Annotated in this window: 8 protein-coding genes and 1 pseudogene; 3 read left to right on the forward strand and 6 right to left on the reverse strand. The window is 72.3% G+C overall.

Annotated elements, in window-relative coordinates:
* Window positions 1-984: 984 nt before the first annotated feature.
* From AB0G52_RS38825 to AB0G52_RS38835, 3 genes and pseudogenes are all read right to left on the reverse strand, one after another.
* Window positions 985-1,320: a helix-turn-helix transcriptional regulator gene (locus AB0G52_RS38825; protein WP_132893330.1), complete on the reverse strand. Its 336-nt coding sequence runs from the start codon at window positions 1,318-1,320 to the stop codon at window positions 985-987.
* Window positions 1,317-2,345 (reverse strand): tyrosine-type recombinase/integrase, encoded by a 1,029-nt coding sequence (locus AB0G52_RS38830; RefSeq protein ID WP_361343672.1) that lies wholly within the window; start codon window positions 2,343-2,345, stop codon window positions 1,317-1,319. Before AB0G52_RS38830 ends, AB0G52_RS38825 begins: the two co-directional genes overlap by 4 nt.
* A gap of 253 nt (window positions 2,346-2,598) precedes the next feature.
* Window positions 2,599-2,934 (reverse strand): annotated as a pseudogene (locus AB0G52_RS38835) (amidohydrolase); the annotation flags it as partial.
* A gap of 241 nt (window positions 2,935-3,175) precedes the next feature.
* Between AB0G52_RS38835 and AB0G52_RS38840 the strand changes: the two are divergent.
* Entirely contained in the window at window positions 3,176-6,181 is a 3,006-nt protein-coding gene (locus AB0G52_RS38840) for a glycosyl hydrolase (RefSeq protein ID WP_361343659.1), read from the forward strand.
* A 228-nt stretch (window positions 6,182-6,409) separates the two neighbouring features.
* Here the strand turns inward: AB0G52_RS38840 and AB0G52_RS38845 are convergent, their stop codons facing one another.
* Together AB0G52_RS38845 and AB0G52_RS38850 are read right to left on the reverse strand one after the other, a co-directional pair.
* Window positions 6,410-8,440 carry an NAD-binding lipoprotein gene (locus tag AB0G52_RS38845; RefSeq protein WP_361343662.1) on the reverse strand — a complete coding sequence of 677 codons (2,031 nt, stop codon included), beginning with the start codon at window positions 8,438-8,440 and terminating at the stop codon, window positions 6,410-6,412.
* Between the two features lie 111 nt (window positions 8,441-8,551).
* A complete protein-coding gene (locus AB0G52_RS38850) occupies window positions 8,552-9,139 on the reverse strand; it encodes a TetR family transcriptional regulator (protein ID WP_132892674.1) in 588 nt (195 codons plus the stop codon).
* Between the two features lie 104 nt (window positions 9,140-9,243).
* Here AB0G52_RS38850 and AB0G52_RS38855 point away from each other — a divergent pair, with 104 nt between their 5' ends.
* Window positions 9,244-10,440, forward strand: coding sequence for an MFS transporter (locus AB0G52_RS38855; protein ID WP_361343666.1), 1,197 nt, complete (start codon window positions 9,244-9,246; stop codon window positions 10,438-10,440).
* A 128-nt stretch (window positions 10,441-10,568) separates the two neighbouring features.
* On the opposite strand, the gene AB0G52_RS38860 is transcribed toward AB0G52_RS38855, so the two are convergent.
* The gene (locus AB0G52_RS38860; protein ID WP_132892678.1) at window positions 10,569-11,132 is read right to left on the reverse strand and encodes a helix-turn-helix domain-containing protein; all 564 of its coding nucleotides are present in this window, start codon (window positions 11,130-11,132) and stop codon (window positions 10,569-10,571) included.
* A gap of 85 nt (window positions 11,133-11,217) precedes the next feature.
* On the opposite strand from AB0G52_RS38860, the gene AB0G52_RS38865 reads away from it, so the two are divergent.
* Entirely contained in the window at window positions 11,218-12,132 is a 915-nt protein-coding gene (locus tag AB0G52_RS38865) for an SDR family oxidoreductase (RefSeq protein ID WP_361343669.1), read from the forward strand.
* Window positions 12,133-12,174 lie beyond the last annotated feature (42 nt).

A 12,174-nucleotide genomic window follows, 5' to 3' on the forward strand; every position in this document is an offset into this window, starting at 1 on the left:
GTGTGGCGGAGCACCCGGCGCAGGGCGCGGGGGAAGCCCGCCTGCGGCGGTAGCAGGCGGAGCACACGGGCCCCAGCGGCCAGAAGATCTTGACCGGCCGTAGCCGCCCGCAGATTCCGCAGTCGTGAAGAGGCCGGGGAATGCAGGTGTCGCAGTGGAAGGCACCCCGGCCGCCGTCGATGTGGTTTCCGGCACGGATGCGGCCGCACACACTGCATTCCTTGCGCGGATGCTGGTAGCAGCGATGGCAGATGTCCGGCCGGCCGTCGGCGGCCTTCACCGAGATCGGGCCGACGATGCCGCAGATGCCGCACGTCCGGGGCGGACTGGTGTAGCAGCTGCCGCAGACTGGTCCCTCCGGAGTGATGGCGTTGACGCGACGCTTGCGTCCGCACCCCGTACAGGGGCGGGTGGGTGTGGGTGCGCAGGTCCAGCAGACCTTCTCACCGTCCGCCGCGCGGTGTTCGAGCAGGGCCAGGCGGCCGCACCCGGGACACGACAGCTTCACGCTCGTCTCCCTGCGGTGACACGGTTTGCAGATCGCTCCCTCGGGCCGCCGCGCGTAGACGGGCCGGACCAGCCCGCACCGGGCACAAGCCCGCCGTAGGCGCCGGTGGTAACAGGCCGAGCACACCCTGCCCTCCGGTGTGCCCTGGGACGGGAGCGGGTCCGTGCGGCGGCAGCCGGCACACGGCACCTTCGCCACCACGTCCCCGTGGCCCGTCTCCACCAGCAGGTGCGCGAGCCGGACCAGCGCGCGCGGGGAGTCGGGCGAGGGAGCGGCCAGCGCAGTGGGACAGGCGTCGAGATACGCGGCGAGCCTGAAAGCGTTGGGCCCCTTCCACGCATTCGCCTCCTCAAGCGCCGACTGCGCGGCGCCCTCGGTCAGCGCGGGCCCGACCGCAGACGACAGGTGGGACAGCAGCCGGGCACGCACGCGGGCGAGTTCGGCCCGCAGCCGCAGCTGATCCGGGGTCGGCGGCCTCACCGCCGCCCCGGCCGGCGCACCACCGCACGCCGCGGCTCAAGCGGCACGGGCGAAGAAGGGGAGCTATCGCCGTCGGCCGTCTTCTTCACCTGCGCGTTGACGACCACCGGTGTGATCAGGTCGTTCGGCGTGCACTGAAGGATGTCGCACAGCGCGACGAGTGTGTCCATGCTCAGGCGCTGCGGCGGCTGGGTCACCAGCCGGTAGATCTGTTCCCGCGACAGACGGATGCCGCGCTCGGCAAGCAGCGGCACCAGGTCGGACGTCTGGAACAACTCCCGCGCCGCCATCAGCTTTCGCAGATGCCACTCGTAGCCCATCTTTTTGATCACGAGGTCACATCCCAGTCGTCGCCCAGACGCCTCTTCAACGAAGCCTCCAGCAGCTGGTTGCGGTACTCGTTCGACACCCCCATGTACACGGCCGTGGTCGATGCATGGGAGTGCCCGACCTGCTCCTGCACGAACCGTGCCGGGTAGCCGAACTCCGTCAGATGCGTGATGTAGCTGTGCCGCAGGCAGTGCAGGTCCAGGTCCTCGTCCAGACCGCCGTCGGTCCGGGCCGAGACGAATGCCTCATTGATCGAACGAGGCGAAAGGCGCCCCACCCGCTCGGTCACCCACAGCGCCGGATGCCGGCCCGGTGAGAAGGCGGGCCGGATCTCCTCGATCCACTCGTTCAGGACGTCCACCGCCCAGTCCATCTCCGGCACCAGCAGCACCGACCGGCGCTTGGGCGGAGCCCCCTTGGACGACTTGCCGTACCGGACTGTCATGCTTCCGAAGCGGTCGAACTCCGGCGCCGTGCGACTGCGTCGCAGGTCGACCAGATCGACCCGCGACGACTCCGTACGCCGGGTGCCGTAGGCGTAGATGGTTTTGAGAACGGCGGCGTCCCGCAGCGCGGTCAGCGCCCCCTTCCTGCCCTGGCCACGGATCCTTTTCACCCGAGCGTCCGCCGCGTCGAACAGCGCCTGTACCTCGTCGTAGTCCAGCGGGCGCCTGCGCGGATCGCCCTCGTACTCCACCGTGTGCAGGACGGAGTTGCCCTCATGGAAGACCTCCTGGGGCGCCTCACCGAACCGGTCCAGACACAACTCCACCCAGCCGTACCGCGTATCCAGCAGGTACTCGACGAACAAGGCGATCATCACCTCGTAGGTGCGAGCCGTGGAGAGCTGGATCGGCTTCGGCCCGCTTCGCAGGCCGGCGATGAACGCCTCACCGTCCGCCGGCGTCCACTGCCACGGGTACAGACCCGTGAATTCGCCCATCCTCTCGACCAACCGCAGACGCGAGCCGATCGTTTCCTTCTGCAGGACCCGAGCAGCCTGCTGCCTCGCCCACCCCTCACGCATCGCCGAGAACATCGCCGGTTCCGGATCGAGGTGGACGACGTTGGATGCCAGCGCGAGCGGTGCCGCACCAGGAGCCTCAGTGATCACCCTTCTGTTGTATCTGACACAACATCGATGCATCTGATCCTTGTGTGCAGGTCACCCCTATGAGCGATTCCGTGACTGTCGTACTGCCAGAGCGTTGACCAGCGTGGTTGGCACACGAGCCAGGCCGTAGCGTGTTGCAGCTGATGCAATTCCTCCTATTTCAGGCGTTCAGCCAGGTCGCCATGCCGGGCTTGTGCGGGTAGAGCATCGAGGTGAAGGCACGGACGCCGAACTCCCTGAGCAGCGCGGCCCGTTCCTCCTCCGCCTTGCGGTAGGTGATCGGCCACTGAAGGCCGCCGACCAGTGGGCCGTTGGTGTCGAAGTAGTTCCAGACCTTGTGCAGGACGCGCTCGGGCATGAAGTGCGTGTGGACGTCGATCAGTGCCGGAAGGCCGAGCCGCTCCCGGAAGCGGCGGATCTCGGCGGCCTCCGCCGCCGAGGCCCCGTCGTCCAAGGGGGTCTGCCGGGCGGTGTCGGCCGAAGCCGTGCGGTGATCGTTCATACCGCCCACGATCGGTGCCGGAACGCCGCGAGTCCAGCCCCTCCGGCCGAACCCGGTCCTCAGGACAGGCGGCCTGCGAAGCGCCGGCGCAACGCGCGGCGGACTCCGTCCCGTTGAATCGTTGTCACACACCTTGACCTCACTTCGAAGGCCGGATTACCGTTCCCGGGCCTACCGTGATTGAAACGATTCAGTCCATGGCTCGTCCGTGCCCGCCCTTGGAACCACTTGGGGTTGAACCATGCCCGATTCCTCCGCACAGCGCGGTGGGGCCACCCGCCGGTCGGTGCTCGCGGCCGGTCTGTCGGCCGGTGCCCTCGTCGCCCTCGGGCCGGCCGCCGGCGCCTTCGCGGCACCCGGCGGGGCCCCACCCGCCGCCGACTGGTTCGCCCGTCCCGCCAAGGCCGTTCGGCCGAAGTTCCGCTGGTGGTGGCCGGACGGACTGGTCGATCCCGCCGAGATCGCGCGGGAGGTCGACCAGATGGCGGACGCGGGCTTCGGCGGCGCGGAGATCGCGGCCGTGCACCACAGCGCCACCGACACCTCCGTGCTGGACACCGCCCACCACGGCTGGGGCAGCGCCCCGTGGCGCGACGGCGTGAAGGCCGCGCTGCGCCAGGCGGCCCGGCGCGGACTGACCGTCGACCTCACCCTCGGCCCGAGCTGGCCGGTCGCCGTCCCGGGTGTCGCCCCCGACGACGACGCGGCCGCCAAGGAACTCGCCTACGGCAAGGCGACGTTGACGGCCGGTGCCGGGTACGACGGCCCGGTGCCGGCCGCGGTCCACGCCGCCGCCCCCACAGTGACCGTGCAGCAACTGCTCGCAGTACAGGCCGCCAGGGTCGACACCGCCTACTCCAGCGGCAAGGCGACCGGCCTGGACGCCGACAGCGTCACCGACCTGACCGCCCTGGTGTCCGGCGGCCGGCTCACCTGGACCCCGCCGGACTCGGCGACCTGGGTGATTTTGTCGTACTGGCAGCGGGGTTCGGGGCAGCAGCCCGAGGCGGGACCGCACTCCTCCCCCGCCGCGTACGTCGTGGACCACTTCAGCGCGGCCGGCACCGCCGCCGTCACCGGCCACTGGGACCGCGAGATCCTGGACGCCGGTCTGCGGAGACTGCTCGGCGCGGCGGGCGGCGCCTTCTTCGAGGACTCCGTCGAGCTGGAGACCAAGGGGCTGCAGTGGACGCCCGGACTGCCCGCCGCGTTCCGCCGGGGCACCGGACGGGACCTGCTGCCGTACCTGCCCGCCGTCGTCCTCGACAACGGCAACCAGGTCTTCGCCTTCGAGGCCCGGCTCACCCAGGAGATCCGGCACGACTTCTGGGAGACCGTGTCGAACCTGTTCAACGAGCACCATCTCGGGGCGCTGCGCGACTGGGCGCACGGCCACGGCATGACACTGCGCTCGCAGCCGTACGGCCTGGGGACCGACGCCATCGCCTCCGCGGCCGTCCTGGACATCCCCGAGGGCGAGTCGCTCGGCTTCAAGAACCTCGACGACCACCGCTGTCTCGCCGGCGGCCGGGACATGGCCGGCCACCGCGTCCTGTCCTGCGAGGCGGGCGCGTACGCGGGCGGCGCCTACAACACCACCTGGGACAAGTTCCTGCGCACCATGGGCGGCGCGTACGCGGCGGGCGTCAACCAGACCGTGATCCACGGCTTCTCCTACGCCACCGCGCCGGGAGTCGCCTGGCCCGGCTTCGCGGCGTTCAGCCCGTACAACGGCGCCGTGGGGTACGGCGAGTCGTGGGGCCCCCGCCAGCCCACCTGGCGGCACGTCCCGGACATCGCCGGCTACCTCGGCCGTGTCCACCAGGTGCTCCAGTCGGGCACCGCCCGCGCCGACGTCGCCGTCTTCCGGCAGACCGGCTACAGCGCCACCGGAATCGGCGCGTCCTGGCTGACCTCCACCGGGGTCCCGCTCGGCTGGACCCACCAGTTCGTCAGCGGGCCGCTGCTCGACCTGCCCTCGGCCAGGGTGTCGGGCAAGCGGCTCGCCCCGGACGGACCGGCCTACAAGGCGCTGTTCCTCGAAGGCGACTTCTTCTACGGTGCCACCCCGACGCTCGCCGTCGCCGACGCCCGGCGCCTGCTCGCGTTCGCCCGTGCCGGACTGCCCACCGTGCTGTTCGGCGCCTTCGACCAGGCCGTCACCCCGGGTCTGCCCGGCGACGGCGAGACCGGCGAACTGCGTTCTCTCACGGCTTTGTTGCTGGCCCTGCCGAACGTCCGCCAGGTCACCGACAAGACTCGGATCGGCGCGGCCTTCGCCGACCTCGGGGTGACGCCCGACGTGTCCTACGCGACCTCCTCGACCCTCCTCAACGCGCACCGCGCGACCGAGGACGCCGACTTCTACTACTTCTGCAACGGCAAGCACGCCGAGACCGTCAAGCCGGCGGTGGCCGCCGTCGACCACTTCGTCACGGTGCGCAGCACCCGGCGCTCGGGGCCCGGGACGGTCCCCTACCTGCTGGATCCCTGGACCGGGCAGGTGACCCGGCTCGCCGCGTACACCCAGGACGGGGACGCCTTCACGTTCCGGGTGGCGCTCCAGCCCGGCGAGACGCTCGTCGTCGCGCTGGCCCGGCCCGCCGCGTTCGGGGACCGTACCGGGGGCCGTCCGCACGCGGTGGCGACCGAGGCCGACAGCGTGCTCTTCGCGGGCGGTTCGCTTGCGGTGCGCGCCGCGACGGCCGGCACCTACGCGACCACCCTGTCCGACGGCCGGACGGTCACCACGAGGATCCCCGAGGTGCCCGCGCCCGTCACCCTCGACCAGTGGACCCTCACGGTGGACGACTGGCGGCCCGGCGCCGATGCCACCAGCACCGAGATCGTGGGGCACACCGTCGCCCTGGACTCGCTGCTGCCCTGGTCGCAGATCCCGGAGCTGGCCGACGTCGGCGGCATCGGCCGCTACCGGACGACCGTCACGCTGCCGGCGGCCTGGACCTCCTCGACGGGCGCCGTGCTGCGGCTCGGCAGCGTCGGCGACACCTGCCGGGTCACCGTCAACGGCACCCACGTCGGTCCCGTCGACCGGCTCAACCCCGAGGTGGACCTCGGCGGCCTGCTCCACCCGGGCGCCAACACCGTCGAAGTGGAGGTCGCCACCCCGCTGTTCAACCGGCTGCGGATCAGCAACCCGACGGTGTTCGGGGCGGCGGCCCGCCAGGCGTACGGTCTCGTCGGACCGGTCCGGCTCGTCCCGTACGCCCAGCGCACGGTGGCCTGACCCGGCAGAGGGCGGCCCCTCGGCAACGCGAAGGGCCCGTCCGCTTGCGGACGGGCCCTTCCACCGAGCGCCGGGCAGGCCTTGCACCTGCATTTCCCCGCAGGAAGCGGGGCGTCTTTCCTTGGACCACCAACGCGACACCGGACGCCGGGAGTTCACGGCGACCAGCTCGTGATCAATAGTACCGCATCCGCCGGACCCTCCGTTCCGACCCCCCGGTCCGAACCCTCAGTCCGACTCCTCGACCCGTTCCGGTCTCTGGGCGGGCAGGGCGGGGGGCGGGTCGTCGGTGTCACCGTCCGCGCCGCCGTGGCGGCCCGGTCCCGCCGTCAGCACCAGGACCTGGTCCCCGGCATGCCACACGCGGCGTCGCGACGAGCCGGGGCAGAGCAGGACGCCGTCGTGAGGACGGGCCCGGTGCGGATCGTGCGCGTGGTAGCCGATCGCGCTCTCGCCGCGGTCCAGCGCGGCCGCGACCACCGTGGCGAACGCCGCCTCGTGGCCGGGCAGTACGTAGTGGGCGGCGGAGCGCAGCACGAGTGCTCCACCCCGCCGGGCGAAGATCTCCTCGAAGACGGCGGCCAGTTCGGGGTTGTGCACGATCTGCGCCATGAGCAGGGCGGTGAGTTCGCCGTGGACGAGGGCGTGCGAGGCGGGGCCGAGCGGAGCGACGGTCCGGCTGCGGTGGTCGCGCAGCTCGGCCACCACGGGCAGCACCCGGCCCGTCCGCTCCTCCCAGGAGCGCAGGGTCAGCAGCGCCAGCAAGGTGCGCTCGTCGGGTCGTTCGGTGCCCGTGTCCGTGTCCGAGCCCAGCGCCATGACGCTGTCGTAGGCGGACAGGTCGAAGCCGTCCAGGGCGTCGGGGGCGGCCAGGTCGCGGGTGTGGTGCGTGACGGTGAGCGGCTCGTCCCCGGGACGCTTCCGTGAGCACGGGGATCCGGGTCCGGCGGCACCGGACGCCGGGTCGGTGACCACGTCGAGGACCGAGCCCGGCCGTGCGGTCCTGCACAGGGCGTCCACGACCATCGGGGCGCGGCGGTTCCACCCGAGCAGCAACAGCCGTGCGGGAGGCTCCGGGACGGGTGCGGACGGTGCGAGCGCCGTGGTGTCGACCCGTGCCCAGCGGTCCGTGAGCGGGGTGGTCCGGTCGTCGTGGGCGACGGTGACCAGGCGGTCCCCCGGTTCCAGGACGGTGCCCGGCGCGGGGGTGAGCAGCGGGCGGCCGTCCGGGCGCAGCAGCCCGACGGCACAGGCTCCCTCCAGGCGCAGTGCCACCTCCTCGAAGGAGAGTCCCACCGCTTCCGGCACGTCGGTCACATGGAACTCGGCTCCGGAGAAGTCGAGCAGATCGCGCAGTGCCGTGGGCATCCCGGGGCGCCGCGCCGCCTGGACGAGGAGCCGTGCCGCGGTGAGGTCCGTCTCCAGGACGGTTCCGCGCGGTCCGGCGGCGAGCCGTGCGGCGGGCACGTAGCGCCCGTCGTGCACGGCGGCGACGATCCGCGGAGCACTCCCTCCGTCGTCGGTGCCGAGCAGGGTACGCAGCGCCAGCAGGGTCCGTACGACCGTGAGATCGCCGTCGGAGTCGTCGGCGGGCAGCACCACCACCGCTCGGGCCGCGCCGGGGGTGACCAGGGTCAGGGCGTCGGGGTCGGTGGGCACGCCGGTGCGGCAGACGAGCCGGACGCGGTCGGTGACGTCGAGGGCGGCCGTGAGCGCGGAGTGCATGTGGGCGGGGTCCCGGTCGGCCAGCACGGTGATGACATGCCGTCCGCGGGCGGAGCCCCCACGCCGGGACTTGGCTCCGGCCCGGCCGGCGATCAGTTCGGAGACCACCGTGAAGATCTGGTCGGTCCAGCCGAGCACCACGTCGTGGTCGCGCTCCAGCACGCGCGAGCGGCCGCGCCGGAGTTCGGTGAGCCGGTCGCCGAGTCCGGTGGTGACCACTCCGACGACCGTCGACACGCACAACAGGGCGATGAGCCCGAGCAGGACGGACAGCAGCATCCGCGCCGGGGTGCCCGCCACCGCTCCGAGCCGGAGCGTCTCCGCGCTGGTGCGCCACACCTGGGTGAGACGGCCGGTGACGGAACGCGGCGCGGCGGGGTCCGTCCACACCAGGAGGGTGCTGACGGGCAGGACGACCGCCAGACAGCACAGGGCGAGCCAGCCGAGCAGTGTTCCCGTGCTGCGGGCGAGCGTCCTGTCGAACAGGTACCGCGCCCGGTGCCGTAACGAAGTCCGCTCCTGCCCTTGTGCCACGTCCGCCCCCTGGTTCGCGCATATGCCTCGGCGACTTGAAGGGTGCCGGGCGCCCGGGGCGCGACACGCCGTCCGACCGGGACGTTCATCCTTTCGGGCAGCGTGTGGCGGTCACGGCCCGGCGGTGTCGGTGGACAGGCGCGGTCCGGCGGCGACGATCGCGTGGACGGTCTCGGTGACCAGCCTGCGGTCCAGGGGGCCGTCGGAGAAGGCACGGTGCATCGGCCAGCCCTCGATGAGGACGTCGAGGGCGCGGGACACCCCGGGCGTGAAGTGCAGGGCGAGGCTGTCCCTGCTGCGTTCGAGCCAGGTGCGCAGCGTCGCCGACACCGCCTCGCTGTGGTTGGCGTAGGCGTACATCTCGAAGATGAGGGTCATGTCGCGTTCCGTGGCGTAGGCCGGACCACAGATCAGCTCGACGACGGCCGCCTCGGCCTCGGCGGTGGAGGCGGCCGACCGCAGGGTCTGCCGGTAGAGCCGGGACATGGTGTCCGACAGCCGGGCGAAGGCCTGGGCGAGCAGGTCCGCCATGCCGTCGAAGTAGTAGGTGAGCGAGCCCAGCGGGACGTCCGCCCGTGCCGCGATCTTGCGGTGGGTGGTGCTGTGCACGCCGCACTCGGCGATCACGTCCAGGGCTGCGTCGAGGATCCGCTCCTTGCGTCCGGGGTCGTTCGGGATCTCGCGTCGTGTGCCGCTCACGCCCTCAATGTGCCATGGCTTGCCCACCGCCGAGTGTGTACAGACGTACAAACGACTGTGTACGCTCGTACAGACTCGTACGGATCCCGCTGGAGCCCCCGCTCATGCCTCCTGACCTCGCCCGGCGGCGCACCGCCGTCTTCGTGCTGTTCTTCGCGCCCGGGCTGACCATCTCCTCCTGGGTCACCCGCACCCCGGACGTGCGCGACCTGCTCGGCGCCTCCACGGCGCAGATGGGCCTGATCCTGTTCGGGCTCTCGGTCGGCTCGATGCTGGGCATCCTGTGCTCGGGCACGGTCGTGGCCCGCTGGGGAGCCCGGCTGGTCATCCTGGCCGGCACCTCGGCCGTCGCCGCCGGTGCCGCGGTGGTCGGGGTGGGGGCAGCCGTCGGTTCGGGGGCGTGCGTCGCGGTGGGCCTCGGGCTGTTCGGCCTCGGCATGGGCGGTGGTGAAGTGGCCCTCAACGTCGAGGGCGCCGAGGTCGAGCGGCTGCTCGGCCGCTCGACGCTGCCCGCCATGCACGGCTTCTTCAGTCTGGGCACCGTGCTCGGCGCGGTCGCCGGCATGGTCCTGACCGCGGTCGGCTTCCCGGTCCTCGTCCACCTGCTCGTCGTCACCGCGGTGGTGCTGGTCGCGCTCGCCCTGGTCATCCGGCGCGTGCCCACCGACGTGGGCCGGCAGGCCCCCACCGGACGCCGGGCACCGGGCACGCCGCGTGCCGCGGTGTGGCGGGATCCCGCGCTGCTGCTCATCGGCTGTGTCATCCTCGCGCTCGCCATGGCCGAGGGCACCGCCAACGACTGGCTGCCGCTGGTCATGGTGGACGGTCACGGCTTCGACGCCGCGCTGGGCTCGGCCGTGTACGCGGTGTTCGCCGCCGCGATGACCGTGGGGCGCTTCGTCGGCGGCCGGTTCGTCGACCGGTTCGGGCGGGCGGCGGCACTGTGCGGGAGCGCGCTCGTGGGGGCGGCCGGACTGGCCCTCGTGATCTTCGTCGACGACCAGGCGGTCGCGGCCGCCGCCGCGGTCCTGTGGGGACTCGGGGCCTCGCTCGGATTCCCCGTCGCGCTCTCCGCGGCGGGTGACTCCGGCGCCGACCCCGCCGCTCGCGTCGCGCTCGCCGCGACCGTCGGCTACGTCGCCTTCCTGGTCGGCCCGCCGTCCCTCGGTTACCTCGGCGAGCACTTCGGGCTGCGCAACGCGCTGATCCTGGTGCTCGTCCTGGTCGTGGCGGCCGCGTTCGCCACACCGGCCGCCCGCCAGCCCCGGAAGGCGGCCGAACGGGAACCGGCGCGCACCTGAGAGCGGTGCCGCCGGCCCACGGGACGGGCGCCCGGGGCGGGGCCGAAGTCCGGCGGAAGGCGGCGATGACGGTGCCGCCGGTGCCGGGACCGCCTTCGCACGCTTCGGCGTCAGCCGGCCGGGTGCGGTCAGTTCCGTGCGGTCACCTTGCCGAGCTCGCCCAGCAGGTCGCGCATCAGTGCGGCCATGTCGGTCTCCTCGGCGGCTGTGATCCATTGCTCGAAGCCGACCTTGAAGACGGCGACGCAGGTCTCCGCGGCCAGGGCCGCGGTCGGCTCGGGCACGCCGCGGTCCCGCAGGGCGTCGGCGAGAGCGGCCGCCAGTGAGGCGAGCTTGATCAGCTCGCGCTCCCGGAGCTCCGGGTGGGCGGCGACCACGGCCTGCCGCTGCAGCGCGAACTGATGGCGCCCCCTGAACATGTCCGAGGCCGCGTCGAGCCCGGCGCCGAGCACGTCGGGCAGCGGCGCGGACGCCGGGGCCTGTGCCACGGCGGCCACGAACAGCTCCTGGAGCGGGGAGCCGGCGAAGAGCACCTCGCGCTTGTCGGCGTAGTGCCGGAAGAAGGTGCGTTCGGTCAGACCGGCCTGCCGGGCGATCTGCGCCACGGTCGTCTGCTCGTACCCCTGCTCGCTGTAGAGCTGCAACGCCGCTGCCGCCAGGCGCTCGCGCGCGTTCGGCTCCCATCTTCCCATGGCCGAATCCTACGTGATGGCAGTGACTGACATCGAGTGCTACTGTCGATGTCAGTCACTGCCATCAACAGTCAGGAGTTCTCCCATGCGTGTTTTCGTGACCGGTGCGTCCGGCTGGCTCGGCTCGGCCGTCGTGCCCGAACTTCTAGACGCGGGCCACCAGGTCGCCGGACTGGCCCGCTCGGACGCCTCCGCCGCCGCGCTCACCGAGGCGGGGGCGGACGTCGTGCGCGGCACCGTCGACGACCTGGACGTGCTGCGCGAGGCCGCCGCCGCGTCGGACGGTGTGATCCACCTCGCCTTCAAGCACGACATCGCTTTCAGCGGTGACTTCCGCGGGGCCGCCGAGGCGGACCGCCGGGCCGTGGACGTGTTCGGCGAGGTACTGGCCGGCTCCGACCGGCCCTTCGTGCTCGCCTCCGGCCTGCTCGGCATCGCTCCCGGCCGGACGGTCACCGAACAGGACATGCCCGCGGTCGACGACTCGGGGTTCTCGGTGCGGCAGGCCACCGGCCTGGCGGCCCTGGACCTGGCCTCGCGGGGCGTGCGTTCCTCGGTGGTGCGGCTCGCCCCCACCTGCCACGGCGAGGGCGACCAGGGGTTCATGGCGTCGCTGATCGACATCGCCCGGCAGCGTGGTGTGTCCGGATACGTCGGCGACGGCGCCAACCGGTGGCCCGCCGCGCACCGGCTCGACATCGGGCGGTTGTTCCGGCTGGCCGTGGAGAAGGCGCCGGCGGGTTCGGTGCTGCACGGAGCGGGCGAGGAGGGCGTCGCGATCCGTGACGTCGCCGAGGTGATCGGCCGCCATCTCGGAGTACCGGTCACCTCCGTGGCGCCCGCCGACGCGGCCGAGCACTTCACCTGGCTCGGCGGCTTCATCGGCCTGGACAGCCCCGCCTCCAGCACGGCCACCCAGACACTGCTGGAGTGGCGCCCGTCGCACCCGGGGCTGCTGGAGGACCTGGACAAGGGCCACTACTTCACCCCGGCCGCCTGATCCGACGCGCGGGGACCTCGGCGGACCGCGCGACGGCCGTCG

This window comes from Streptomyces sp. NPDC021562 (assembly GCF_040640875.1).
GTDB lineage: Bacteria > Actinomycetota > Actinomycetes > Streptomycetales > Streptomycetaceae > Streptomyces.

Coding starts and splice junctions, on each gene's coding strand:
- AB0G52_RS38860 (WP_132892678.1), bottom strand. CDS start 11,132: ATGGGAAGATGGGAGCCGAACGCGCGCGAGCGCCTGGCGGCAGCGGCG.
- AB0G52_RS38840 (WP_361343659.1), top strand. CDS start 3,176: ATGCCCGATTCCTCCGCACAGCGCGGTGGGGCCACCCGCCGGTCGGTG.
- AB0G52_RS38865 (WP_361343669.1), top strand. CDS start 11,218: ATGCGTGTTTTCGTGACCGGTGCGTCCGGCTGGCTCGGCTCGGCCGTC.
- AB0G52_RS38855 (WP_361343666.1), top strand. CDS start 9,244: ATGCCTCCTGACCTCGCCCGGCGGCGCACCGCCGTCTTCGTGCTGTTC.
- AB0G52_RS38830 (WP_361343672.1), bottom strand. CDS start 2,345: ATGCGTGAGGGGTGGGCGAGGCAGCAGGCTGCTCGGGTCCTGCAGAAG.